The 26,007-nt window shown below is 64.5% G+C and carries 22 protein-coding genes; 10 read left to right on the top strand and 12 right to left on the bottom strand.

The window, feature by feature from the left end; translation table 11 throughout:
• Positions 1 to 112: 112 nt before the first annotated feature.
• The 8 genes from JOD97_RS30345 to JOD97_RS30310 all read left to right on the top strand — a co-directional run bounded on the left by JOD97_RS30345 (position 113) and on the right by JOD97_RS30310 (position 7,753).
• The gene (locus tag JOD97_RS30345) at positions 113 to 1,813 is read left to right on the top strand and encodes a nitrite/sulfite reductase (RefSeq protein ID WP_209726527.1); all 1,701 of its coding nucleotides are present in this window, start codon (positions 113 to 115) and stop codon (positions 1,811 to 1,813) included.
• The gene (locus tag JOD97_RS30340) at positions 1,806 to 2,402 is read left to right on the top strand and encodes a DUF934 domain-containing protein (RefSeq protein ID WP_209726526.1); all 597 of its coding nucleotides are present in this window, start codon (positions 1,806 to 1,808) and stop codon (positions 2,400 to 2,402) included. The genes JOD97_RS30345 and JOD97_RS30340 overlap by 8 nt, the downstream gene beginning before the upstream one ends.
• An 11-nt stretch (positions 2,403 to 2,413) precedes the next feature.
• Entirely contained in the window at positions 2,414 to 3,169 is a 756-nt protein-coding gene (locus tag JOD97_RS30335; RefSeq protein WP_209726525.1) for a phosphoadenylyl-sulfate reductase, read from the top strand.
• A gap of 3 nt (positions 3,170 to 3,172) precedes the next feature.
• Positions 3,173 to 4,111: a sulfate adenylyltransferase subunit CysD gene (gene cysD / locus JOD97_RS30330; RefSeq protein WP_209726524.1), complete on the top strand. Its 939-nt coding sequence runs from the start codon at positions 3,173 to 3,175 to the stop codon at positions 4,109 to 4,111.
• Positions 4,111 to 5,421, top strand: a complete 1,311-nt coding sequence (locus tag JOD97_RS30325) for a sulfate adenylyltransferase subunit 1 (protein WP_209726523.1) — start codon at positions 4,111 to 4,113, stop codon at positions 5,419 to 5,421. Before cysD ends, JOD97_RS30325 begins: the two co-directional genes overlap by 1 nt.
• 13 nt (positions 5,422 to 5,434) lie before the next feature.
• Complete coding sequence (gene cobA, locus JOD97_RS30320) at positions 5,435 to 6,160, top strand: uroporphyrinogen-III C-methyltransferase (protein WP_209726522.1); 726 nt, start codon at positions 5,435 to 5,437, stop codon at positions 6,158 to 6,160.
• Positions 6,161 to 6,245: 85 nt separating this feature from the next.
• A complete protein-coding gene (locus JOD97_RS30315) occupies positions 6,246 to 6,974 on the top strand; it encodes a hypothetical protein (protein WP_209726521.1) in 729 nt (242 codons plus the stop codon).
• A 2-nt stretch (positions 6,975 to 6,976) separates the two neighbouring features.
• Complete coding sequence (locus JOD97_RS30310) at positions 6,977 to 7,753, top strand: glutaminyl-peptide cyclotransferase (protein WP_209726520.1); 777 nt, start codon at positions 6,977 to 6,979, stop codon at positions 7,751 to 7,753.
• A gap of 100 nt (positions 7,754 to 7,853) precedes the next feature.
• Here JOD97_RS30310 and JOD97_RS30305 read toward each other — a convergent pair whose 3' ends face one another.
• Genes JOD97_RS30305 through lptF form a run of 3 tightly spaced genes read right to left on the bottom strand, consistent with a single transcriptional unit; the run spans position 7,854 to position 10,561 of the window.
• Positions 7,854 to 8,243 carry a sirohydrochlorin chelatase gene (locus JOD97_RS30305; RefSeq protein ID WP_229264829.1) on the bottom strand — a complete coding sequence of 130 codons (390 nt, stop codon included), beginning with the start codon at positions 8,241 to 8,243 and terminating at the stop codon, positions 7,854 to 7,856.
• The gene (gene lptG / locus JOD97_RS30300) at positions 8,244 to 9,413 is read right to left on the bottom strand and encodes an LPS export ABC transporter permease LptG (protein ID WP_209726519.1); all 1,170 of its coding nucleotides are present in this window, start codon (positions 9,411 to 9,413) and stop codon (positions 8,244 to 8,246) included. It abuts the gene before it with no gap.
• Complete coding sequence (gene lptF / locus JOD97_RS30295) at positions 9,410 to 10,561, bottom strand: LPS export ABC transporter permease LptF (RefSeq protein ID WP_209726518.1); 1,152 nt, start codon at positions 10,559 to 10,561, stop codon at positions 9,410 to 9,412. Before lptF ends, lptG begins: the two co-directional genes overlap by 4 nt.
• 112 nt (positions 10,562 to 10,673) lie before the next feature.
• Here lptF and JOD97_RS30290 point away from each other — a divergent pair, with 112 nt between their 5' ends.
• A complete protein-coding gene (locus JOD97_RS30290; RefSeq protein WP_209726517.1) occupies positions 10,674 to 12,173 on the top strand; it encodes a leucyl aminopeptidase in 1,500 nt (499 codons plus the stop codon).
• Positions 12,174 to 12,323: 150 nt separating this feature from the next.
• On the opposite strand, the gene JOD97_RS30285 is transcribed toward JOD97_RS30290, so the two are convergent.
• The 4 genes from JOD97_RS30285 to JOD97_RS30270 form a co-directional block, all read right to left on the bottom strand.
• A complete protein-coding gene (locus JOD97_RS30285) occupies positions 12,324 to 13,220 on the bottom strand; it encodes an alpha/beta fold hydrolase (RefSeq protein WP_209726516.1) in 897 nt (298 codons plus the stop codon).
• Positions 13,221 to 13,290: 70 nt separating this feature from the next.
• Positions 13,291 to 13,740 carry a hypothetical protein gene (locus JOD97_RS30280; RefSeq protein WP_209726515.1) on the bottom strand — a complete coding sequence of 150 codons (450 nt, stop codon included), beginning with the start codon at positions 13,738 to 13,740 and terminating at the stop codon, positions 13,291 to 13,293.
• 59 nt (positions 13,741 to 13,799) lie between these two features.
• Positions 13,800 to 13,991 carry a DUF1653 domain-containing protein gene (locus tag JOD97_RS30275; protein ID WP_090315357.1) on the bottom strand — a complete coding sequence of 64 codons (192 nt, stop codon included), beginning with the start codon at positions 13,989 to 13,991 and terminating at the stop codon, positions 13,800 to 13,802.
• Positions 13,992 to 14,000: 9 nt separating this feature from the next.
• Positions 14,001 to 14,426, bottom strand: coding sequence for a hypothetical protein (locus tag JOD97_RS30270; protein ID WP_209726514.1), 426 nt, complete (start codon positions 14,424 to 14,426; stop codon positions 14,001 to 14,003).
• A gap of 415 nt (positions 14,427 to 14,841) precedes the next feature.
• Here JOD97_RS30270 and xth point away from each other — a divergent pair, with 415 nt between their 5' ends.
• Positions 14,842 to 15,606, top strand: a complete 765-nt coding sequence (xth, locus tag JOD97_RS30265; RefSeq protein WP_209726513.1) for an exodeoxyribonuclease III — start codon at positions 14,842 to 14,844, stop codon at positions 15,604 to 15,606.
• A 17-nt stretch (positions 15,607 to 15,623) separates the two neighbouring features.
• On the opposite strand, the gene JOD97_RS30260 is transcribed toward xth, so the two are convergent.
• From JOD97_RS30260 to prpC, 5 genes are all read right to left on the bottom strand, one after another.
• Complete coding sequence (locus tag JOD97_RS30260; protein WP_209726512.1) at positions 15,624 to 18,959, bottom strand: bifunctional diguanylate cyclase/phosphodiesterase; 3,336 nt, start codon at positions 18,957 to 18,959, stop codon at positions 15,624 to 15,626.
• A gap of 187 nt (positions 18,960 to 19,146) precedes the next feature.
• The gene (locus JOD97_RS30255; protein WP_209726511.1) at positions 19,147 to 21,036 is read right to left on the bottom strand and encodes a propionate--CoA ligase; all 1,890 of its coding nucleotides are present in this window, start codon (positions 21,034 to 21,036) and stop codon (positions 19,147 to 19,149) included.
• A gap of 27 nt (positions 21,037 to 21,063) precedes the next feature.
• Complete coding sequence (prpF, locus tag JOD97_RS30250; protein ID WP_209726510.1) at positions 21,064 to 22,254, bottom strand: 2-methylaconitate cis-trans isomerase PrpF; 1,191 nt, start codon at positions 22,252 to 22,254, stop codon at positions 21,064 to 21,066.
• A gap of 1 nt (position 22,255) precedes the next feature.
• Complete coding sequence (acnD, locus tag JOD97_RS30245) at positions 22,256 to 24,853, bottom strand: Fe/S-dependent 2-methylisocitrate dehydratase AcnD (protein ID WP_209726509.1); 2,598 nt, start codon at positions 24,851 to 24,853, stop codon at positions 22,256 to 22,258.
• On the bottom strand, positions 24,853 to 25,998 hold the full coding sequence (prpC, locus tag JOD97_RS30240) for a 2-methylcitrate synthase (RefSeq protein WP_209726508.1): 1,146 nt from the start codon (positions 25,996 to 25,998) through the stop codon (positions 24,853 to 24,855). The genes acnD and prpC overlap by 1 nt, the downstream gene beginning before the upstream one ends.
• Positions 25,999 to 26,007: the final 9 nt, after the last annotated feature.

Genomic DNA, 26,007 nt, shown 5'->3' with positions numbered 1-26,007 from the left:
ATGTCCAATCCTTATATAAGCAAATAAAGACTAAGTCGTTTGGAATAAAGACGAAGTTTATTACTATTAGCACTACCGTGGGGATTCTAGCAAGCTACTATCTAGGAAGAATATGTATCAATACGACCAGTACGACCATCTTATCGTGCGTGAACGCATCGCACAGTACCGCGACCAGGTACGGCGCCGTCTCTCCGATGAGCTGACCGAAGCCGAATTCGTGCCGCTGCGCCTGCAAAACGGCTTGTATATGCAACGTCACGCCTACATGCTGCGCATCGCCGTGCCATACGGCCTGTTGTCGTCCAAGCAAATGCGCATGTTCGCCCACATCGCCCGCAAGTACGACCGCGGCTATGGCCACTTCACCACCCGCCAGAACATCCAGTTTAACTGGATCGAGCTGGAGCAGACCCCGGATATCCTGAGCGACCTGGCCTCGGTGGAGATGCACGCCATCCAGACCTCGGGCAACTGCATCCGCAACACCACCTCCGATCCGTACGCCGGCGTCGCCGCCGACGAGATCATCGATCCGCGTCCGTACGCCGAGGTGCTGCGCCAGTGGTCGACCTTCCACCCCGAATTCATCGCCCTGCCACGCAAATTCAAGGTCGCCATCAACGGCGCCGTCGAAGACCGCGCCGCCATCGCCGTGCACGACATCGGCCTGACCGTGGTGCGCAACGACGCCGGCGAGATCGGCTTCAAATTCATGGCCGGCGGCGGCATGGGCCGCACCCCGATCCTGGGCAGCGTGATCCGCGAATTCCTGCCGTGGCAGCACCTGCTGACCTACACCGAAGCCGTGATGCGCGTGTATAACCAGTACGGCCGCCGCGACAACAAGTACAAGGCCCGCATCAAGATCCTGCTCAAGGCCATCGGCGTCGAGGAATTCACCCGCCAGGTCGAAGCCGAGTGGGTCGACCTGAAGGACGGTCCCGAGACGCTCACCGTCGAAGAGATGCAGCGCGTGATCGACTACTTCCAGCCGCCCGCGTACAAGCAACTGGACGACAGCGACGTCACCGCCGCCCCCGAGGCGGCCGGCAACAAGGCCTTCGCCAACTGGGTCAACCGCAACGTCAAGCCGCACAAGCAGCCCGGCTACGCGGCCGTGGTGCTGTCGTTGAAAAAGACCGGCGTGCCGCCGGGCGACGCCACCGCCGAACAGATCGACTTCATGGCCGACCTGGCGGACAAATACAGCTTCGGCGAACTGCGCGTCACCCACGAGCAGAACATCGTGCTGGCCGACGTCGAGCAGTCGCAGTTGTTCACCTTGTGGCAGCAAGTCAAGGCCAAGGGCCTGGCGACGCCGAACATCGGCCTGCTGACCGACATGATCTGCTGCCCCGGCGGCGACTTCTGCTCGCTGGCCAACGCCAAGTCGATCCCGATCGCCGCCGCCATCGCCGAGCGCTTCGACGACATCGATTACCAGCACGACATCGGCGAGATCGAACTCAATATCTCCGGCTGCATCAACGCCTGCGGCCACCACCACGTCGGCAGCATCGGCGTGCTCGGTGTCGACAAGGACGGCAGCGAATGGTATCAGGTGTCGATCGGCGGCTCGCAGGGCAACCACTCGGCCATCGGCAAGATCATCGGACCGTCGTTCTCCGCGCTGCAAATGCCGGAAGTGATCGCCCGCCTGCTGCAGGTCTATGTGCGCGAGCGCTTCGAGGACGAGTCGTTCGCCGCCTGCGCGCAACGGCTCGGCGTCGCCCCGTTCAAGGAATTTGTATACGCCACGCCGATCGCCGAAAAATCGGGTCGCCTGGTAGGAGAGGATGAATATGTCTGAAGCAGCGAAAAATTTGATCATCAAGGGCCGTGAAGTCGTCGAGGACGACTGGCAGGTGCTGCGCCTGGCCGAACCGGTCGAAGGCGCGCCGCAGATCGACCCGGCCACCGTGGAAGTCCCGGCCGGCAAAATCATCGTGCCGCAAAGCCTGTGGCTGGTGCAGCGCGAACTGCTGGCCGCGCGCGCCGCGGCCGGCGAGATCGGCGTCTGGATCGCCAGCGACGAACGTCCGGAAGCGATCAAGGACGACTTGTCGAAGTTCGCGCTCATCGCCGTCGACTTCCCTAAATTCACCGACGGCCGCGGCTACTCGATCGCCTACAACCTGCGCATCCGCCTCGGCTGGACGGGCGAACTGCGCGCCATCGGCGACGTGCTGCGCGACCAGCTGTTCCAGATGCAGCGGGTCGGCTTCAACGCCTACGCCACGCGTCCGGACCGCAGCATCCACGACGCCCTCAAGGGCCTGTCGGATTTCTCGGAAACCTACCAGGCGTCGGTGGACCAGAAGCTGCCGCTGTATCGCCGCCATGCCCGCACATCCGGCACCGCCGGCGCGGCCGCCAACAACGACGGCGCCGGAATCTGATTGGAGTTCGAATGAGTGACCTGAGCAAGCTGATTGCCGACAGCAGCGCCACGCTGTCGCGCATCGCCAGCGATTTTTCCCCGGCGGTCTTCGCCTCCAGCCTGGCGGCCGAAGACATGGTGCTGACCGATTTGATCCTGAAATCCAAACTGGATATCGGTATCTTTTCGCTGGAGACGGGCCGCCTGCACCCGGAAACGCTGGCCATGCTCGACAAGGTGAAAGAGCATTACGACGGCTACGAGATCGCGCTGTACAAGCCGCGAACCGAGGCGGTCGACGCCTACGTCGCGCAGAATGGCCTCAACGCCTTCTACGACAGCATCGAGATGCGGCGCGAGTGCTGCCGCATCCGCAAGGTCGAGCCGCTGGGCCGCGCCCTGGCCGGCAAAAAGGCATGGGTCACGGGCCAGCGCCGCGCGCAGTCGGCCACCCGCGCCGAGCTGCACGTGCAGGAGGACGATCCGGCGCACGGCATGACCAAGTTTAATCCGCTGGCCGATTGGTCGGAGGAAGACGTCTGGAACTACATCCGTGACAACGGCGTGCCGTACAACGCGCTGCACGACCAGGGCTATCCATCGATCGGCTGCGCACCTTGCACCCGCGCGGTGGAACCGGGCGAGGACGTGCGCGCCGGGCGCTGGTGGTGGGAAAACCCGGACTCGAAGGAATGCGGCCTGCACATGGTCGACGGTAAATTAATCCGCATTAAATCCGTGGCAGCTGAGGAAGACTTCATGCGCACCACAAAAACAATAGGCTAGCCAATGAACGCTTTAGTTGAAAACAACGTACACGACGTACACGTCAATGCGCGCCACCTCGACGCCCTCGAGTCGGAAGCGATCCACATCCTGCGCGAAGTGGCGGCCGAGTGCAGCAACCCCGCGCTGCTGTTCTCGGGCGGTAAAGACTCGGTGGTCTTGCTGCGCCTGGCGGAGAAGGCTTTCCGTCCCGGTAAATTCCCGTTCCCGCTGGTGCACGTCGACACCGGCCACAATTTCGCCGAGGTGATCACCTTCCGCGACAAGCGCGTGGCCGAACTGGGCGAGCGCCTGATCGTCGGCTCGGTCGAGGACTCGATCAAAAAAGGCACGGTGCGCCTGCGTAATCCGGCCACCGATTCGCGCAACGCCGCGCAAGCGGTCACCCTGCTCGAGACGATCGCCGAACATGGCTTCGACGCCTGCATCGGCGGCGCCCGCCGCGACGAGGAAAAGGCCCGCGCCAAGGAGCGCATCTTCTCCTTCCGCGACGAATTCGGCCAGTGGGACCCGAAATCGCAGCGCCCGGAACTGTGGGACCTGTATAACACCCGCGTGCACCCGGGCGAGAACATGCGCGTGTTCCCGATCTCGAATTGGACCGAACTCGATGTGTGGCAGTACATCGCCCGCGAAAAGCTGGAACTGCCGCCGATCTACTTCGCCCACGAGCGCCAGGTCATTCCGCGCAACGGCCTGCTGGTGCCGCTGACCGACCTGACCCCGGCGCGCGAAGGCGAGACCGTCGAAACCCAGGTGGTGCGCTTCCGCACCGTGGGCGACATCTCCTGCACCTGCCCCGTATCGTCGGACGCGGCGACGGTGGAGGCGATCATCGCCGAAACCGCCATCACCCAGATCACCGAACGCGGCGCCACCCGGATGGACGACCAGACCTCCGAGGCTTCGATGGAAAAACGTAAAAAAGCAGGATACTTCTAATGAACGCACCCCTGAACAACCAACTGACCGAGCGCGGCCTGCTGCGCTTCATCACCGCCGGCTCCGTCGACGACGGCAAGAGCACGCTGATCGGCCGCCTGCTGTTCGACAGCAAAGGCATCTTCGCCGACCAGCTGGACGCGATGTCGCGCTCCAAGCACAAACGCACCGTCGGCGAAGCCGTCGACCTGTCGCTGCTGACCGACGGCCTGGAGGCCGAACGCGAACAAGGCATCACCATCGACGTGGCCTACCGCTACTTCGCCACGCCCAAGCGCAAGTTCATCATCGCCGACACGCCGGGCCACGAGCAGTACACCCGCAACATGGTGACCGGCGCCTCCACCGCCGATGCCGTCATCATCCTGATCGACGTCTCGAAGGTGAAGCTGCGCGAGGACGGCGGTGTCGATCTGCTGATCCAGACCAAGCGCCACTCGACCATCGCCCACCTGCTGCAGATCGAGCACGTGGTGGTGGCCGTCAACAAGATGGACCTGGTGAACTACGACCAGGCGATCTACGACCGCATCGTCAAGGCCTACGGCGAATTCGCCGCCACCCTGGGCCTGAAGGACATCACGCCGATCCCGCTGTCGGCCCTGACCGGCGACAACGTGGTCGACGCCAGCGAGAAAATGAGCTGGTACAAAGGCCCGACCCTGATCGAACTGCTCGAATCGCTGTCGGTCTACGACGAATCGCACGACGCGCCGTTCCGCTTCCCGGTGCAGCTGGTGGCGCGCCACAACGGCCACGAAGCCAACGACTTCCGCGGCTACATGGGCCGTATCGAGGCGGGCAAGGTCAGCGTCGGCGACACGCTGGTGGTGCAGCCGTCCGGCCAGACCGCCACCGTCAAGGACATCGTCACGCTGGAAGGCTCGCACCAGTCGGCGGTGGTCGGCCAGTCGATCACGCTGCTGCTCAACGAGTACCTGGACATCTCGCGCGGCGATCTGCTGGCCAACGTCGGCCAGCCGGCCACCCTGCTCAAGAGCTTGAAGGCGGACGTCTGCTGGATGTCCGACGAGCCGCTCGACCAGCGCCGCAAGTACTGGATCAAGCACGGCACCAAGCAGACGTCGGCCAAGATCACCGGCATCGACTCGCTGTTGGACATCAACACCCAGCAGCGCCATGCCGCCGAGGGCCTGAAGCTGAACGACATCGCCCGCATCGGCCTGACCGTCCAGCAGCCGCTGGCGGCCGACGCCTACGCCGACATCCGCGCCACCGGCGCCTTCATCCTGATCGATGAAGTCACCCACCAGACCGTCGCTGCGGGTATGATTCGCCTGTCGGAATAACACGGTTATAGCAATGGCATCTCTTGGAAAAGTCTACCTGATCGGCGCCGGCCCCGGCGCCCAGGATCTCATCACCCTGCGCGGCGCGCGCCTGCTGGCGCAAGCCGACGTCGTGCTGCACGACGCGCTGGTGACCGAAGAGATGCTGCAACTGTGTCCCCAGGCCGAAAAAATCTCGGTCGGCAAACGCAGCGGCCAGCGTTCAACCGCCCAGCAGGTCATCAACCAGCAGCTGGTCGACAACGCGCGGCGGCATCAGCTGGTGGTGCGCCTCAAGGGCGGCGACCCGATGCTGTTCGGCCGCGCCGACGAGGAGTTGCGCGCGCTGGAGGAAGCCGGAATCGAGGTGGAGATCGTCCCCGGCATCACCACCGCCGTCGCCGCCGCCGCCGCCAGCAAGCAGCCGCTGACCAAGCGTGGCGTGGCCCGCAGCGTCGCCTTCTTCACGTCTTCCACCGCGCCGGACGAGGCGCAGCACGACGCCATCCCCGACACCGACACGCTGGTGCAGTACATGGGCGGGCGCGAAGCCATCGCCACCGCCGAACGCCTGCTGGCGCACGGCCACCGTCCGGACACCCCGGTGGTGGTCATCGAAAACTGCAGCCGCCCGGACCAGCGCATCCGCCGCCTGACCATCGCCGCGCTGGCGCTGGGCCTGGGCGAAGCGCACGGCCCGGTGCTGGTGATGCTGGGCGACGCCATGCAAAGCCGCTCGCATCAAGCTATCGAAGCGTAGATCAGCGGCGCAATAGACCACCAGCTCGGCGCCTGATTCCCCGAAATCCGTAATAGAATGTCCATTCATCTCCGAAGAGGTAGTAATGGATAATGTTCACGAAGTTCTGGAGCGCGCCTGGGGTGCCCATTCCGCCGGCGAATTCGACGCCGCCCTGAAGGACTACGTCTGGCTGTTCGACGCCACCTCCGTGCGCGACACCGAGGTGGCGCCGCTGCGGCTGTCGTATGTGCTCAGCGCCTGGGCCAAGCTGGCCGAGGAACACCTGCCGGCGCGGCAAGCGCTGGTCGCGCTGCGCCAGCGCCTGACCGAGCGCCTGCTGGCCGACGGCGGCGACGCCATCCTCTTCAACGACATCCGCTCGATCAACGACAAATTGGGCGACTTGCAAAACACCTGGCTGCTGTTCAAACAACTGCCGCCCGCGCTGGCGGCGGAATGCGCCAATTCGGCGCTGCCGTCGATGATGGCCTGCGGCGACTACGCGCTGGCGCGCGGCCACCTGCCGGAACCGGAAAAGCATCTGGCGGCCTACGCCGGCGAAGTCAACGCCCACGTGGCCGGGCTGGCGCTGCTGACCAACGAAGGCATGTCCGACCTGCTGGCCACCGTCTACAATTACATGACCGAAGTGCGCCTGATCCTCGAACTGCTGGCCGGCTGCGGCGAAGCCGACGCCGTCGAGGCCACGCGCAGGCAAGCCGTCAGCCTGATCGCCTCGCCGGAGGCCCGCGCCTGCATCGAGGCGGAACTGGCCGCCCCCGGCACCACCCTCGACGCCATGGTCGAACTTCAAAATTCAACGGTAGCCTGATAGTGAAAAAAACAAGCTTTAAAACCCTGTTCCTGCTTTCCCTGCTGCCGGCGGCCGCCGCGCTGGCGGCGCCCTCGATACCGACCTACGACTTCAAGGTCGTGCACAGCTATCCCCACGACGCCCAGGCGTTCACCCAGGGACTGTTGTACCGCGACGGTTTCCTGTACGAGAGCACCGGCTTGAATGGCAAATCGTCGATCCGCAAGGTCAATCTGGAAACCGGCAAGGTCCTGCAAAGCAAGGACATCCCGCCGCAGTATTTCGGCGAGGGCCTGACGGTGTGGAAGGACACGCTGGTCGGCATCACGTGGCAGACGCAGACCGGCTTCGTGTTCGATCTGGCCACCTTCGAACTGCGCAACCAGTTCGCCTATCCCGGCGAAGGCTGGGGCCTGGCGCAAAACGGCAAGGAGCTGGTGCTCAGCGACGGCAGCGCCACCCTGCGCTTCCTCGATCCGAAGACGTTCCTGGAGGTGCGGCGCGTGAAGGTGACGGCCGACGGCATCGCGGTCGACCAGATCAACGAGCTGGAAGTGGTGGGCGACGAGATCTTCGCCAACCTCTGGCACACCAACACGATCGCGCGCATCGATCAGAACACCGGCAAGATCGTCGGCTGGATCGATCTGGGCAAGCTGTATCCGGAGGCCGGCAAGGGCCCGAACAGCGAAAACGTCTTGAACGGCATCGCCTGGGACGCCGACAAAAAACGCCTGTTCGTCACCGGCAAGCTGTGGCCCAAGCTTTACGAAATCAAGCTGGTGCCGCGCAAATAGGCAACCCCGCACCGCCACGCGGGGACTCGGCGTCCCCGTCGTACCCCATGGGGTACGACCCCTAAGCGGTAACGCGGGCGTATCGGTGACGGCGAATGGGTTAATCCTTGCTCAACGACGCCACGCAGTAATCCGACAGCGCGTTGAGCACCGCCGCGTTCTCGCCGGCCGCCTCCACCACGTCGATGGTCGTCTGCGGATGGTCGATGCGCAGCTGATCGACCATCAACGGCAGGTCGCGCAGCACGTGGCCGCCCTGCCCCAGGAACACCGGCACCACCGTGATGTGGGTGACGCCGTCGGCCGTCAGCGCCGCCACCCGCTGCGGCAAGCGCGGCTCCATCAACTCCAGAAACGCCAGCGATACCGGGACATCCGGCATGCGCGCCTGCGTCAGCTCGCGCAGCCGCTCGAACGGCGCCGCCCACGAGGCGGCGCGGGCGCCGTGCGCGAAAAGGACCAGGGCCTGCTTATTCAACGTGTTACTCATCTAATGCCGCTCCACCCACCACAAGGCGCCCAGCGCCAGCAGCAGGAAAATTAAACTCGGGGCGATCGCCGTCAGGACCGCCGGCCAGGTGCTCAACATCCCGAGATGCGAGAACAGCGTGTTGACCAACAAGAAGCTCACGCCGATCATGATGCCGACGAAAATCTTGAGACTGACCCCGCCGCTGCGGGTGTGCAGGTAGCCGAACGGCAGCGCCAGCGCCATCAGCACGAAGATCGCCAGCGGATCGAACAGTTTTTTCCAGAACGCGATCTTGAAGCGCTCCGTCTCCTGCTTGTTCTCCTGCAGGTGGCGGGTGTACAGCGCCAGCTCGCTGGCCGACATGCGCTCCGGGTCGGAGCGCGACACCGACAGGATGCGCGGCGTGATCTCGGAAATCAGCTCCTTGGTGGCGCTGGCGCGCGTCTCGATCATGCTGCTGCCCTGCGCGTAATTGTTCGCCAGATTGGCTTCGCTGCCCGGCTTGAGCAGCGCCGGATTGGTGAACAGGTTTTCCTTCACACCCGACAGCAGCCACTTGTTACCGCCCTGGTAGGTGCCGGTGGTGGCCACCGTGATGGAGCGCAGGCGGAAGTTGTTATCGAACTCGTACAGCTTGACGTCGAGCAGTTTGCCGTCCGGCCGCACTTCGCGCACGTTGAAAAAGCGCGAACCGATCACCTCCCCGGTCATGCCTTCGGACTTGACGATATCCTTGGTCCACAGGCCGGAGCGGAACTCGGTCGAAATCGCCGCGCCGCGCCCACTGAGTTTGATTTTTTCCGCCAGCGGCGCGGTGCGCGGCGTGATCAGCTCACCGAAGATGAAGGTGATAATCACCAGCACGACGCCGATCTTGGCCAGCATCCACGCCACCATGCCGGTGGTCATGCTGGAGGCGCGCATGATGGTGAACTCGGACGTCGACGCGAACTGCGCCATCGTATAAATGGTGCCGATCAGCGCCGCCAGCGGCATCACCTCGTACACGTGGCCCGGCAGCTTGACCGCCACGAACAGCAGCACGTACTGCAGCGCGTAGCCGTTCTTGCCGACCCGCGGCAGTTCGCCCGTCAAGTCCATGAAGGCCTGCAGCGCCAGGAAGGCGACCAGCACAAAGGCCACCGCCTGGAAGATGGTGACGGCGAAGTAGCGTTGTAAGATCCTCATGGCGCCACCGCCTTGTTACCGGCCGCGTTCTTGCCGGCGTTGCGCGATCGTTTCATCGCCGCCAGCAGGGCCAGCGGATGGTAGCGGTGGTTCAGGTTAAGCCTCCAGGCGAACAGGCCGAGCACCGTCAGCGCGGCCATCAGGTGCAGCGGCCACCACGACAGCGCGAAGGTGAACTTGCCCTGCCTGACGCTGGCCTCGACCAGCTTGACCGCGTTGGTGTACGAGAAGAAGATCAGCAAGGCGATAATCAGGTTGGCAGAGCTGCCGGCGCGCGGATTGACAAAGCCCAGCGGGATGGCCAGCAGCACCAGCACCAGGCAGGTCAGCGGCGAGGCGATCCGCCACAGCAGCTCCGCGCGGCCGGAGTTGCTGTTATCGGCGAGCAGCTCCATGGTCGGCACGGAATCGGTGTCGCGCTCGGAGTCGAGGTCCTGGGCCTGACTGGTCACGCGCATGCTGTAGGTGTCGAACTCCATGGTCTGGAAGTCCGACTGTCCCGGCATGCCCTGGTAGCGGCGGCCGTTCTTGAGCACCAGATAGCGCTCGCCTTTGGGCCCGGTGGAGATCACGCCCTCGCGCGCGACGATGACGGCGGTGCCGTTTTTATCGACGGTGTTGACGAACACGTTCTGCACCACCGAGGTCTCGCCGGCGACGCCTTCGACGAAGAAGATGCGGTTGGCCGACGACGATTCGCGGAACTGGCCCGGCGAGACCTTCTGCAGGTCTTCGCGCTTGGCGAAGCGCTCGACGTACTCGGTGCTTTTTTCCTTGGCCCACGGCGCGGCGACGAAGCTCAGGGCAGCCGTCAGCAGCACCATCGGCAGGCCGAAGGTCAGCACCGGCGCCACCCAGCGCGTCAGGCTCAAGCCGGAGGCGAACCACACCACCATCTCGGAATCGCGGTAGCTGCGCGTGACCACCATCAGCACTGAAATAAAGCTGGTGAGAATGAGGATAGTTGGCAGATAATTCACCGTCGCGAACAGGATGAGCGCGACGACGTCGCTGGAGGCGACCTTGCCGCCGGCGGCCTTGCCCAGTATGCCGATCAAGGTCCAGGTAACGCAAACGCTGAACAGGATCGTGAAGCTGGCGAAGGCGGTGCTGGCCATTTCACGTCGTAGGGTGCGTTGAAAGATCATTCGAAAGTTATAATTCGGTAGTTAAGGGCTCGTCACAGGGCCACAAGTTTAATAACAGCCCGGCCGATCAGGCCAAACAGGCTGGCAATTCGTACACCACACGGAGAATCAAATGGACTTTAGCATAAAAGCATTCGACACAAAAAACACCATCAACTCGGCCAAGACCGGCGTCGTCGCCGTGGCGGTGTTCGAAAATAAAAAGCTGTCGCAAGCTGCCAAAGCGCTGGACGGCTCCGGTGAGATCACGGCCGCGCTCAAGTCCGGCGACATCAGCGGCAAAGCCGGCACCACCCTGCTGCTGCGCGGCGTCAAGGGCGCCAGCGCCGAACGCGTGCTGCTGGTCGGCCTGGGCAGCGACGACGCCGTCAGCGAAAAAAGCTTCGCCAGCGGCGTTTCGGCGACGTTGAAGGCTTTCTCGGCCCTGGGCGCGAGCGACGCTATTATCGCACTGCCGATGACCGAAGTGAAAGAGCGCGACGTCAATTGGGCGATCCGCTGCGTGGTGCAGGGCGCGCACGAAGCCGCGTTCCGCACCGACGGCCAGAAAAGCAAGAAAGATCCGGCGCCGGCCGGCGTCAAGAAGGTCGCCCTGGCGGTGCCGAACAGCGCCGCCACCAAACTGGCGCTGGCGCAGGCCGTGGCGATCGCCAACGGCATGGACCTGACCAAGGAGCTGGGCAACCTGTCGGCCAACGTCTGCACCCCGACCTACCTGGCCAACACGGCGAAGAAACTGGCCAAGGACTACAAGTTCGACGTCGAGATCCTCGACCGCAAACAGCTCGAGGCGCTGAAGATGAACAGCTTCCTGTCGGTCACCAACGGCAGCGAGCAGCCGCCCAAGTTCATCATCCTCAAGCACATGGGCGGCAAGTCCAAGGACGCGCCGGTGGTGCTGGTCGGTAAAGGCATCACCTTCGACACCGGCGGCATCTCGCTCAAGGCCGGTCCCGGCATGGACGAAATGAAGTACGACATGGGCGGCGCGGCCTCGGTGCTGGGCACCTTCCGCGCGATCGGCGAAATGGACCTGAAGCTGAACGTGATCGGCGTGATCGCCAGCTGCGAGAACATGCCGTCGGGCCGCGCCACCAAGCCGGGCGACATCGTCACGTCGATGAACGGTTTGACCATCGAAATCCTCAACACCGACGCCGAAGGCCGTCTGGTGCTGTGCGACGCGCTGACCTACGCCGAGCGCTTCAATCCGGCCACGGTGATCGACATCGCCACGCTGACGGGCGCCTGCGTCGTCGCGCTGGGCCACCACAAGAGCGGCCTGTTCACGCGCGACGACGACGTCCACAACCAGCTGGCCGACGAGATCATGGCCGCCGGCAAAGCCGCCAGCGACACCGCGTGGCGCCTGCCGATCACCGAGGAGTACAACGAGCAGTTGAAGTCGAACTTCGCCGACTTGGCCAACATCGGCACGCCGGGCGGCGCCTCGTGCACGGCGGCGGCGTTCCTGGAGAACTTCACGCGCAAGTACACGTGGGCGCACCTGGACATCGCCGGCACGGCATGGAAATCGGGTGGCGCGAAAGGCGCGACCGGCCGTCCGGTGCCGCTGCTGTCGAACTTCCTGATCGGCCGCGCAAACGGCTGATCGGAGCCGTTGGCGGCCCATGGCGGATTACGCTGCGCTAATCCGCCCTACGTGATTCAGAATTCACGAGCGCCGCTGGCCGAAGCCGCGAATGCGCCGAAACCACGGATTCACGTAGGGCGGATTAGGCGGAACGCCGTAATCCGCCATCTATGAGCCGCCAACAGCATCGGCCCGGAAATGCGCCAGCATTTCCGCCGCCAGCAAATCCGGCACCTGCTCCGGAATGAAATGCCCGGCCGGCAGCACGCGTCCGGCGACCGGCAACGCGCACTTGCGCTGCCAATCGGCCAGCGGCTCGAACAGCCGCCCCACCACCCCATCGCTTCCCCACACCACCCGCGTCGGCGCCGCGATCCGCTTCCATCCATCCTGCGCGTCGTGTTCCAGATCGATGCCGGCGGCCGCCCGGTAATCCTCGCACGCCGCATGTATCGCCTGCGGCGTGCAAAAACAGCGCGCATACTCGTCGCGCACCGCCTGGTCCATCCACGGCGCCCCCTGCGATCCCCAACCACCCAATGTATGCTCCAGATAAAAGCGCGCGCTGTTGCCGATCAGCGTCTCGGGCAGCGGCGCCGGCTGGATCAGCATGAACCAGTGGTAGTACAGCGTCGCGAAACGCCGGTCGGTCGCCGCATACATGGTCTCGGTGGGCGAAATATCGATCAGCATCAGCCGCTCGACCGCCTCCGGATGATCGAGCGCGAGCCGGTGCGCAACGCGCCCGCCCCGGTCGTGGCCGCAGAGGTGGAAACGCCGCATGCCCAGCGCCCGCATCAACTCCACCATGTCCAGCGCCATGCGGCGTTTCGAATAATTGCCGTGATCGGCATCGCCGGGCGGCTTGGAGGAGTCGCCGTAACCGCGCAGGTCCGGCATCACCAGCGTGAACTCGCGCGCCAGCCGGTCGGCGACGCCGCGCCAGATCAGATGGGTCTGCGGAAAACCGTGCAGCAGCAACAAGGGCGGCCCGCTTCCCCCGTGCCGCAGGTTGATCGTCACGCCCCCGACATCGATGCGACTGCGCTGAAACTGTTCCAACATGGCCACCCCAATCAATGACGATCGTCATATTTTAACCTGAACCAGTCGCATCCCCTGGAGCGCGCGACGGTCAGTACAAGGTCACGCCGGCGGCCGGCGGCGGTCCGTCGTCGCGCTCGACGGCCGGCCGCATCAGCACCGTCAGCGTCGACGGATAATCGTAGCCGGCGCCGGTGTTGCGGTCGATGACATAGCCGACGCCCGCCGTCAAAATGACATTGCCCCACAAATTACCGTTCGCCTTGGAGTCGACCTTCTCATAGGCCCAGGCCGCGCCCTCTTTCTGGCAATCGATGCGCAGCGGCGCGGCGCTCTTGCGCAGGGTCACGCGCGCCGGCGTGGTGACGAACCATTTGCCGACATCGTTGTACAACACGCAGCCAACGCCGCCGATCTCGCGGTGATCGAGCACGGTCTGCACCAGCACGTTTTGTTGGTTCGATTCGGTCAGGGACGCGCAGCCGGCGCCGGCCAGCAAGGCCAGCAGCGCGGCGCCCGTGGCGACGGGACGGAGGAACATAGTCTGCCTCTAAAGTAGATACAGACGCAGTGTAGCAAGCCGGACGCGGATTGATTCGCTCAATCAAGCGGCGTAAAGCGTTGCACTTTTACGCCATCGACCTCGATGAGTTGAAAAAACACGTCTTTCGGCCGCGCCCAGATGGATCCGTCGGACGCCCGATAAACGATCATGGTGCTCAGGTCGGACTCCAGGGTGGCCTCGCACACCAGCTCGTAGAGGCCGCCCTTGTAATGCCGGAAGCGTGTCATGCCCGCCGGTCAGGCGTTCTGACGAACCGGCGACGACGACTTGGCCACGCGTTCCTCGACCTTGTCCTGCGCCTGCTCCTGCTGCTTCTTCTTCAGGCCCTGCACCACTTTCAGGATATCGTCCATGCCGCGCTCGCCGCCCAAGGTGGAGAACGCGTCCAGCACCTCGTTCAACACTTGGTTGCGCACGGCGGCCTCGTCGGAATTGATGGCCGGTGGACGTTGCAGCGCTTCCGCTGCGCGCTTTTCGGCGGCGGCCGCCTCCTTTTGCGCGGCGGTCTTGCGCCCGCCCGGCGTTTTGCCATGTTCCAGTGCCGCTTGCCAGATCACCCAGCGACGCTGCGTTTCAAAGACCAGATACTCTTCTGGCTTATCTTCACGGCGGCGAACGATATGTCCGTCGCGCTGTGCCCATGCCTCAAATGCAGTTCGCATTTCGATTCCTTTGTAAATGCGCTACGCGCAATTCACTGTTAAAACTACAAGTTATTTCCGTATAGTATCACTTATTGCAGCCTCACAATAAATAATATACGCGACTCTTGCTATTTTGTGGTTGCTGTTTGGAAACACTAGTTTTCCGTTAATTTGTATCAGTATATTTCTCTTTTGCCATTCTGTCTCGTATTGAAGTACAATTTTGACAACTATGAGACAAATGTAGCAATTATTTTTTTATTTCACACTTTTCGCAACATTTTATGCCTTGCCACCACTCTTGCGAAGTTCTATTTCATGTTTTTTTATAAAACACGACATTTAGACAAGCTCATCTGTTAAATCAAGTTACGGTAAGATGTGTTTCATTCACGCATCTCCCCTACCAAACCCGCAAGGATACTGAGCCACGATGAAATTAGCCACATGGAATGTTAACTCACTGAACGTAAGACTGCCGCACGTTATGAATTGGTTATGGGAAAATCCAACAGACGTGCTCTGTTTGCAAGAAACAAAATTAACCGATGACAAGTTTCCGGCTAACATTATTGAAGCCGCAGGCTATCATGTTGTGTACAGCGGGCAAAAAACCTACAACGGCGTCGCCATTTTGTCGAAGCTGCCGATCACCGACGTGGTGAAGAACAATCCCCGCTTCGACGATCCGCAGCAGCGCATCCTGGCCGCCACCATCGACGGCGTGCGCGTGGTCTGCGCCTACGTCCCGAACGGCCAGAGCGTTGGCTCCGAGAAATACGAATACAAACTCGGCTGGCTGTCGGCGTTCCACGACTGGATCAGCGAGGAGGCCGCCCGGCACCCGCAACTGGCCGTCGTCGGCGACTACAACATCGCCCCCGAGGACCGCGACGTCCACGATCCGGCCGCCTGGGAGGGCATGGTGCACGTTTCCGAAAAGGAACGCGCGGCCCTGGCCCGCCTGCTCGACATCGGCCTGGCCGACGCCTACCGCCTGTTCGAGCAGCCGGAAAAATCGTTCAGCTGGTGGGACTACCGCGGCCTGGGCTTCCGCCTCAACAAAGGCCTGCGCATCGACCACATCCTGCTGTCGCCGGCGCTGGTGGCGCGCTGCAGCGCCTGCGTCATCGACCGCGCGCCGCGCAAGCTGGAGCAGCCGTCCGACCACGCGCCGGTGATCGCCACGCTGGACTGACCGGCGGCCTCCGCGACCTAGCCCACCGCGGCCTGGGGCCGCGGCAGCAGCAGCTGGGCCGTCGCATGCGGCACCGGCGGCGAGAACAGATAGCCCTGCGCGAACTGGCAGCCGTTGCGCTGCAGCAGGGCGTACTGTTCCTCCGTCTCCACCCCTTCCGCCACCACCGACAGCTGCAGGCTGTCCGACAGCGCGATGATCGCCGCCACGATGGCGCGGTCCTCGGCGCTGTCCTCCAGGTCCTTGATGAAGGCGCGGTCGATCTTGATCTTCTTGACAGGGAAGCGCTTCAGGTAGGCCAGGCTGGAATAGCCGGTGCCGAAATCGTCGATCGACAGGCGGATGCCCATCGCGTTGATCTGGCCCAGGACATCGAGCGTGTGTTCGCCGTGCTGCATCAGCGCCGTCTCGGTGATCTCGAATTCGAGCAGCGATGGATCGATGCCCGTCTCGTCGAGGATGCGGCGGATCGATTCGACCAGGCCGCGGTGCATGAACTGGCGCGGCGACAAGTTCACCGCCAGCGGCACCGGCGCCAGGCCGGCGCGCAGCCACGTCATGCTCTGCGTGCAGGCTTGGCGTATAACCCACTCGCCGACCGGCACGATCAAGCCGCTCTCCTCCATCAGCGGAATGAAGCTGTCGGGCATCACCAGCTCGGCGTCGTCGCGGCGCCAGCGCAGCAGCACCTCCATCGCGTGCAGGCGGCGCGTGCCGATATCCATGATCGGCTGGAAGTGCAGGATGAATTCATCCTGCGCCAGCGCGCCGCGCAGGCTCGATTCCAGCTCGAAGTGGCGCGCCGCCGACTGGTTCATCGACTCCTTGAAATACTGGTAATTATTCCTGCCGCTCGCCTTGGCGTGGTACATGGCGGCGTCGGCGTGTCGCATCAGGGTCGCCACGTCGGCGCCGTCGTTCGGATACACGCAAATGCCGATGGACGGCGTGATGTGCAGGTTGCGCCCCTCCAGCGGGAAGCCCTCCGACAGCGCCAGGATGATCTTCTCGGCCACCTGGCTGGCCTCCTCGTCGTGGGCGATGCCCGGCACCAGCACCACGAACTCGTCGCCGCCCAGCCGCGCCACGGTGTCGCTGGCGCGCACCGCGCGGCACAAGCGGCTCGCCACTTCCTTGAGCAGCTGGTCGCCGGTCATGTGGCCCAGCGAATCGTTGATGGTCTTGAAGCGATCCAGGTCGATGAACATCACCGCCAGCTGGCGCTGCGAGCGCTGCGCCGCCAGCATGGCGCGGTCCAGCCGGTCCGACAGCAGCGCGCGGTTCGGCAGGCCGGTCAGGCTGTCGTGGTAGGCCATGTGGTGTACGCGCGCCTCGGCCTGGCGGCGCTCGACGATCTCGCCCTGCAGCAGCGCGTTGGCGCCGGCCAGTTCGGCCGTGCGTTCGAGCACCCGCACCTCCAGCTGGTCGCGCGCGCGCACCACCGCTTCGGCGGCCTCGCGCCGCGCGGTGATGTCGTCCACCAGCCACACCGAGCGCCCGCCGGGCTGCGCCAGGTCGAACGGCCGGCCCGATAACCGCGCCCAGAACCGGCTGCCGTCCTTGCGCACCAGATGATACTCGGCGACGTTGACGCGGCCGGCGCGGAAGTCCTGCGCCGTCGCCGCGCGCGCCACCTGCCACGCGTCCAGATCGGCGTAGAAGGCCTGCACGCTGAGGTGGTTCATTTCGCCGGGCCCGTAGCCGAACAGTTCCTCCATCTTGGCGTTGCAGCGCAGGTTGAGTCCCCGCTCCACCACCGAGATGCCCAGCACGGCGCTGTCGAGGATCGCCTGGTTCTCCAGCAGCGCGTTGCGCAGCGCCTCCTCGGCCCGTTTTTGCTCGGTGCGGTCTTCGATGACCCAGATGGTGCCCTGGGTCGGATCGGCCGGATTGACCACGTAGCCGATCAACTGCGCCCACAGGCGGGTGTCGTCGGCGCGCCGCATTTCGATCTCGGTCTGGAATGGCTTTGCCACCGAGAGATAGGGATAGGCCTCGGCGCCGAGCCGCTCGTACGCTTGCTGCGACGGATACAGCGCCCGTCCGGGCACGCCCAGGCCGGTGTCGCCCGGGTAGCCGAACATATCGCCGAAGCCGCGGTTGTAGCGCGTGATGATGCGGTTCTTGGTGAACAGGATGCTCATCGAGGCGTTGGTCATGATCGCCTCCACCTCCATCTGCGTCTGGCGCGTGCTGGTCACGTCTTCCAGTATCCAGATGGCGCCGCCGTCGGTGTTCACCTCGTTCATCGCGTTGGCGCGCACCCGGCACCAGAACAAGGCGCCATCCTTGCGCCGGAATTCGAACGCCGCGTTCTCGTACGGTTTGCCGTTGTCGAGCCGCGCCCGCGCCTCCCCGGCGAAGGCCTGATATCTTTCCGGCGACGGGAACAGCTCGGCCGCCGGCATGCCCACCATGTCCTCGATGGCGTAGCCGAACATCTCGGCCATGCGCCGGTTGCAGCTGCGGACGATCTGGCCCTTGCTGAACAGGATGCCGATCGAAGCGTTGTCCAGGATCGCCTTCTGCTCCATCAGCAGCTGCCTGGCCGCTTCCTCGCTCTTCTTTTGCGCCTCCATGATCGCCTGCATCTCGAGCAGCGCGCGGCGCAGCTTTTCCTCGTCGATGCGGTGCTCGTTGATGTCCTCGACGATCCACACCGTGCCTTCGCTGGTGTGGATGGTATCGATGGCGCGGCCGAACAGTCGCGCCCAGAACGTGCTGCCGTCCTTGCGCCGCAACACCAGCTCCGTTTTGAACGGCAGGCCCTGCGCCAGCGGCGGCCCGGCCTCGCGTCCCAGTTTGAGGAAGTCCTCCTCGCTCGGATAGACGATCACGCTCGGCGCGCCCTCGAGCTCCTCGCGGCTGTAGCCCAGCATCTCGGCGCAGCGGATATTACATTCGGCGATGCGGCCGTCCTTGCCGAACAGGATGCCGACGGCGGCGTTCTCCAGGATGGCCTGCTGCTCGAGCAGCGTCTTGCGCAACGCGCGCTGCGAGCGCTGCACGTCGCTGAGGTCGTGGAAGACGATCGTGCCGCCCCCCGCTTCGACAGCGTCCGGCAGCGGTTTGGCCCAGACCTGCACGGCGATGTACCTGCCGTTGGCCGAGACCAGGCAGCTGTCCCAACACTGGCCCGCCACCGCCTCGCGCAGGCGCGCGACGCTGGCGCCGCGCACGTGGCGCGCGAACAGATCCGCGACCGGTTGACCGCGCGGATCGCATTCGAGCAAGGCGATCAATTCCGCGTTCGCCGCCAGCACCAAGTCCTGCGCGCCGTACGCGCACGCGGGGACGCCGATCAGCGCCAGGGCGTCCGCGACGGAGTCAGTTTGGGATGAAACGCGATTCATGTACACCAGGGGCACCCGAAAAAAATGCCGCCTTGGTCGTTACATGTCGGCAGCATTGTTGGCAGATGATAAACCACATTGCCATCATTAGCCACCGGACCGCCCGTTTCGCGTTCGTTTCGCGCTCTTAAAAACGACAGTGCGCGGCCGGCGTCCGAGCTTCGCCGTCACCGCGCACCGACTTCCATCATGCCAGCAACGCGCTGCGTATCCGCTGCAACGAGGCCGGGTCCTCGATCGCCGTCAGGTCGCCCGGATCGCGGCCATCGCAAATGGCCTGGATCGAGCGGCGCAGCAGCTTGCCCGAGCGCGTCTTCGGCAGTTGCGGCACGAAGCAGACCCGCGCCGGCCGCGCCACCGCGCCCAGTTGGCCGTCGACCACGCCCATGATCTCGCGCTCGAGCGCCTGGCGGCCCTCGTCGGTGCCGATCCCCGCCGCGTCCTTGACGATGACGAAGGCCATCGCCACCTGCCCCTTGAGTTTATCCGCCATGCCCACCACCGCCACCTCCGACACGTTGGCGTGGCTGGAGATGGACTCCTCGATCTCGCGCGTGCCGAGCCGGTGGCCGGCGACGTTGATCACATCGTCGGTGCGGCCCAGGATGAAGTAATAGCCGTCGGCGTCGCGCACGCCCCAGTCGAATGTCGAGTACACCGTCCGGCCGCTGAAGGTGGACCAGTAGGTGTCGACGAAGCGCTGGTCGTCGCCGTACACGGTCTGCATGCAGCCCGGCGGCAGCGGGCCGTCTATCACCACCACCCCCTTCTCGTTGACGGCGCATTCCTCGCCGGTCGATTCGTTGAGCAGCTTGACCCGGTATCCATACATCGCCACGCCGGGGCTGCCGAGGCGCGTCGGCAGGTCCTCGACGCCCTTGGCGATCGACAGGATCGGCCAGCCGGTTTCGGTTTGCCAGTAATTGTCGATGATGGGCACACCGAGTTCCGCCGCGATCCATTGCGAGGTGGTTTCATCGAGCGGTTCGCCCGCCAGATACAGCGCGCGCAGCGAGGACAGATCGTGCCTGCGCATGAATTCGGCCGGCTGCTTGCGCAGCACACGGATCGCCGTCGGCGCCGAGAACATGCGCGTCACCTTGTATTTCTCGACGATGCCCCACCAGACGCCGGGATCAGGGCAAATCGGCAAGCCTTCGTACATGACGGTCGCCATGCCCGCGATCAGCGGGCCATAGACGATGTAGGAGTGGCCGACCACCCAGCCGATGTCGGACGTGGCGAAGAAGGTCTCCCCGGCCCTGGCGCAGAAGTTGTACTTCATCGAAGACGCCAGGGCCACGGCGTAACCGCCGACGTCGCGCTGCACGCCCTTCGGCTTGCCGGTGGTGCCGGAGGTGTAGAGGATGTACGACGGCTCGTTCGATTCGAGCCACGTCACCGGCACGCGCGCGTCGAGATGCGCGGCGCGCAGGGCGGCGTAGTCGACGTCGCGGCCGTCCACGCGCTCCATGGCGGCCAGGCCGCGGTCGACCAGCAGCACGTGCGCCGGCTTGGCCGAGGCCAGCGAGATCGCCTCGTCCAGCAGCGGCTTGTAGGGTATCCGCTTGCCGTTGCGCGAGCCGGCGTCGGCAGAAACGATGAGCACCGGCTTGGCGTCGTCGATGCGGCTGGCCAGGCTGTTGGCCGCGAAGCCGCCGAACACCACCGAGTGGATCGCGCCGATGCGGGCGCAGGCCAGCATGGCGATCGCCGCTTCGGCGATCATCGGCATGTAGATCAACACGCGGTCGCCGCGGCCAACGCCCAGCGCCAGCATCATCGCCGCGCAGCGTTGCGTTTCGGCTTGCAGCTCGTCGAAGCAATAGCTGCGTTCCGTGTTGGTCTCGGTGGAGATGGCGATCAGCGCCGGCTGGCCGCCTTGCGTGGCGCACCAGCGGTCGACCGCGTTGTGGCACAGATTGGTCCGCCCGCCGACAAACCACTTGGCGAACGGCGGTTTCGAATAGTCCAGCACTTGCGTGAACGGCGTGTTCCAGTCGATGAGCGCAGCTTCGTCTTGCCAGAATTGTTCGGGCGTGTCGATAGAGCGCCGATAAAAGTCAGCGTAATTCATGTCTCCTCCGTTTTGGACGTCAGCCGCTTAGGCCAGATCGCCGGGCACCCGCACCCAGCCCTCCATCAGCACCCGCGCGCTGCGGCTCATTACCGCTTTTGTCACGCTCCACTCGCCGTCGCGCAGCGTTGCCTGCGCGCCGACCCGCAAGGTGCCCGACGGATGGCCGAAGCGCACCGCCTCGCGCGCGCCGCCGCCCGCCGCCAGGTTGACCAGGGTGCCGGGCACCGCCGCCGCCGTGCCGATCGCCACGGCGGCCGTCCCCATCATCGCGTGGTGCAGCTTACCCATCGACATGGCGCGCACCAGCAGGTCGACGTCGGTGGCGCCGACCTGCTTGCCGCTGGAGGATGTGTACGGCGCCGGCCTGGCGACAAACGCCACCTTGGGCGTGTGCTGGCGCGTGGCCGCATCGTCGATGTGCTGGATCAGCCCCATACGCAGGGCGCCGTGCGCGCGTATCAGCTCGAAGCGCGCCAGCGCCTTGGGATCGCCGTTGATGGCGTCCTGCAGCTCGGTGCCGGTGTAGCCGATATCCTGCGCGTTGACGAAGATGGTCGGGATGCCGGCGTTGATCATGGTCGCCTTGAGCGTGCCGATGCCGGGTACTTCCAGGTCGTCGATCAATTGGCCGGTCGGGAACATCGAACCGCCGGCCCCCTCCTCGTCCGCCGCCGGGTCCATGAACTCCAGCTGAACCTCGGCCGCCGGGAAGGTGACGCCATCGAGTTCGAAATCGCCGGTCTCGCGCACTTCGCCGTCGGCCATCGGCACGTGGGCGATGATGGTCTTGCCGATATTGGCCTGCCACACGCGCACCACGGCAGTGCCGTTTTGTGGAACGCGCGCCGGGTCGATCAAGCCGCCGCTGATGGCGAACGCGCCGACTGCCGCCGACAGGTTGCCGCAATTGCCGCTCCAGTCGACGAACGCCTTGTCGATGGAGACCTGGCCGAACAAATAATCGATATCGTGATCGGGTTTGTCGCTTGTGGAGACGATCACCGTCTTGCTGGTGCTGGAGGTGCCTCCGCCCATGCCGTCGATCTGCTTGCCGTAGGGGTCGGGGCTGCCGATCACGCGCAGCAGCAGCGCGTCGCGCGCGGCGCCGGGCGTGCGCGCCGCCTCGGGCAGGTCTTGCAGCCGGAAGAAGACGCCCTTGCTGGTGCCGCCGCGCATATACACGGCGGGGATTTTGATTTGGGGTGCGCTGGTCATGTCATGCCGCCTTCACGGATTCAAGGAAATCCTGCGCGAAGCGCTGCAGCACCCCGCCCGCTTCGTAGATCGATACCTCTTCCGCCGTATCCAGACGGCAGATCACCGGCACCTCCTCCTGCGCGCCGCTGAGGCGATTGATCACCAGCGTCAGCGTCGAACGCGGCGTGCGCGCGCCGATCACGTCATACGTCTCGGTGCCGTCCAGCGCCAAGGTCAGGCGGTTCACGCCGGGCATGAACTCCAGCGGCAGCACCCCCATGCCGACCAGATTGGTGCGGTGGATGCGCTCGAAGCCCTCGGCCACGATCGCCTCCACGCCCGCCAGCCGCACGCCCTTGGCCGCCCAGTCGCGCGACGAACCCTGGCCATAATCGGCGCCGGCGATGACGATCAGCGGCTGCTTGCGCTCCATGTAGGTTTCGATGGCTTCCCACATGCGGGTGACGCGCCCCTCCGGCTCCACCCGTGCCAGCGAACCGGCCATCACCTTGCCGTCCTGCCCGCGCACCATTTCGTTCTTCAAGGTGGGGTTGGCGAAGGTCGCGCGCTGCGCGGTCAGGTGATCGCCACGGTGCGTGGCGTAGGAATTGAAGTCTTCCTCCGGCAGGCCCATTTTGGCTAAATACTCGCCGGCGGCGCTATCGGGCATGATGGCGTTCGACGGCGACAGGTGGTCGGTGGTGATGTTATCGCCCAGCAGCGCCAGCGGACGCATGCCCTTCAGCGGCCGGGCGCCGGCCAGCGCGCCCTCCCAGTACGGCGGCCGGCGGATGTAGGTCGTCTGCGGGCGCCAATCGTACAGCGGGCTCACTTTCAGGCCGTCGTCCTCCTGCTTGGCGAACATCGGGATATACACCTTGCGGAACTGCTCCGGCTTGACGCTGGCGGCGACGATGCGGTCGATCTCCTCGTCGGACGGCCAGATGTCCTTCAAGGTGACCGGCCGGCCGTTGGCGTCCAGGCCCAGCACATCCTTCTCGATATCGAAGCGGATGGTGCCGGCGATCGCGTACGCCACCACGAGCGGCGGCGACGCCAGGAACGCCTGCTTCGCGTACGGGTGGATGCGGCCGTCGAAATTGCGGTTGCCCGACAGGACGGCGGTCGCGTACAGGTCGCGCTCCACCACTTCCTTCTGTATCGCCGGATCGAGCGCGCCGGACATGCCGTTGCACGACGTGCAGGCGTAGGCCACCACGCCAAAGCCGAGCTTTTCCAGCTCCGGCATCAGTCCCGCTTCCTCCAGGTACAGGGTCACGGTCTTTGAGCCGGGTGCGAGCGAACTTTTCACCCACGGCTTGCGGGTCAGGCCGCGCGCGTTGGCGTTGCGCGCCAACAGACCGGCCGCGATCATATTGCGCGGATTGTTGGTGTTGGTGCAGCTGGTGATGGCGGCGATGATGCAGGCGCCGTCCGGCATCAAGCCTGGTTCGTTTTCCACCACACCGCTGATGCCGCGCGCGGCCAGCTCGGAGGTCGGCACACGGTTGTGCGGATTCGACGGGCCGGCGATATTGCGCACCACCGACGACAGGTCGAACGTCAGCACGCGCTCGTACTCGGCGGTCTTCAGCGCGTCGGCCCACAGGCCGGTTTCCCTGGCATACAGCTCTACCAGCTTGACCAGTTCATCATCGCGCCCGGTCAGCTTCAGGTACTTGATGGTCTGTTCGTCGATGTAGAACATGGCGGCGGTGGAGCCGTATTCCGGCGCCATGTTGGAGATGGTCGCGCGGTCGCCAAGCGTCAGGTGCGCGGCGCCCTCGCCGAAGAACTCCAGATACGACGACACCACCTTTTGCTTGCGCAGGAATTCGGTCAGCGCCAGCACGGTGTCGGTGGCGGTGATGCCTGGCCCCGGCTTGCCGGTCAGCTCGACGCCGATGATATCCGGCAGCCGCATCCACGACGCGCGGCCCAGCATCACGCTCTCGGCCTCCAGCCCGCCGACGCCGATCGCGATTACGCCCAGCGCGTCGACCATCGGCGTGTGCGAGTCGGTGCCCACCAGCGTATCGGGGAAGGCCACGCCGTCCACGGTTTGTATCACCGGCGACATGCGCTCCAGATTGATCTGGTGCAGGATGCCATTCCCCGGCGGGATCACGTCGACGTTTTTGAACGCCTTCTTGGTCCAGTTGATGAAATCGAAGCGGTCTTCGTTGCGCCGGTCTTCGATGACGCGGTTCTTGTCGAAGGCATCGGGATCGAAACCGCCGCATTCGACGGCCAGCGAGTGGTCGACCACCAGCTGCGTGGGCACCACGGGGTTGACCAGCGCCGGATCGCCGCCCTGCAGCGCGATGGCGTCGCGCAAGCCGGCCAGGTCGACCAGCGCGGTCTGGCCCAGGATGTCGTGGCACACCACGCGCGCCGGGAACCAGGGGAAATCAAGATCGCGGCGGCGCTCGATGAACTGGCTGAGCGAAGCGTTCAGGGTTTCGGGGTCGCAGCGGCGCACCAGGTTCTCGGCCAGCACGCGCGAGGTGTAAGGCAGCTTGGCCCAGGCACCCGGCTGGATGGCGTCGACCGCGGCGCGCGCGTCGAAGTAATCCAGCCCGGTGCCGGGCAAGGGCTTGCGGAATAAGGTATTCATCACTTTCTATCCTTGGTCGGCACGAACCGCAGGTCTTCCGGGCCGACGTAGTTGGCGCTCGGTCGAATGATCTTGTTGTCGATGCGCTGCTCGATGATGTGCGCGGCCCAGCCGGAGGTGCGCGAAATGACGAACAGCGGCGTGAACATCGCCGTCGGCACGCCCATCATGTGATACGACACGGCCGAGAACCAGTCCAGGTTCGGGAACATCTTCTTGACGTCCCACATCACAGTCTCCAGGCGTTCGGCGATGTCGAACATCTTCATCGAGCCGCCCTCCTGCGACAGCTTGCGCGCCACTTCCTTGATGACGACATTGCGCGGATCGGAGATCGTGTACACCGGGTGGCCGAAACCGATCACCACTTCCTTGTTGGCGACGCGGTTGCGGATGTCGGCTTCGGCTTCGTCGGGATTCTCATAGCGCTTCTGGATCTCGAAGGCGAATTCGTTGGCGCCGCCGTGTTTCGGGCCGCGCAGCGCGCCGATGGCGCCGGTGATGGCCGAATGGATGTCCGAGCCGGTGCCGGCGATGACGCGGCCGGTGAAGGTCGACGCGTTGAATTCGTGTTCCGCATACAGGATCAGCGACGTGTGCATCGCCCGCACCCAGCTGTCGGACGGCTTGAAGCCTTGCAGCAGATGCAGGAAGTGGCCGCCGATGGAGTCGTCGTCGGTTTCGACGTCGATCCGCTTGCCGTTATGGCTGAAGTGATACCAGTACAGCAGCATCGAGCCGAAGGAAGCCATCAGGCGGTCGGCGATGTCGCGCGCGCCGGGCACGTTGTGGTCGTCCTTCTCGGGCAGCACGCAGCCAAGCACCGAGACGCCGGTGCGCATCACGTCCATCGGATGCGCCGACGCCGGCAGCGCCTCCAGCGCCGCCTTCACCGCCTGCGGCAGGCCGCGCAGGGAGCGCAGCTTGGCCTTGTAGCCGCGCAGTTCCGCCTCGTTGGGCAGTTTGCCGTGCACCAGCAAATAGGCGATCTCCTCGAACTCGCAGGAGTTGGCGACGTCGAGGATGTCATAGCCCCGGTAGTGCAGGTCGTTGCCGGTTTTACCGACGGAGCACAGCGCCGTGTTACCGGCGGTGACACCCGACAGCGCCACGGATTTTTTTGGTTTGAAGGTGGTCTCGGTCATGTCTGGTCT

The sequence above is a fragment of the Duganella sp. 1411 genome (assembly GCF_017833525.1).
Classification (GTDB): Bacteria; Pseudomonadota; Gammaproteobacteria; order Burkholderiales; family Burkholderiaceae_D; genus Rugamonas.
The sequence above is the reverse complement of the archived record's forward strand: the minus strand, read 5'-3'. Positions and strand labels throughout refer to the sequence as shown.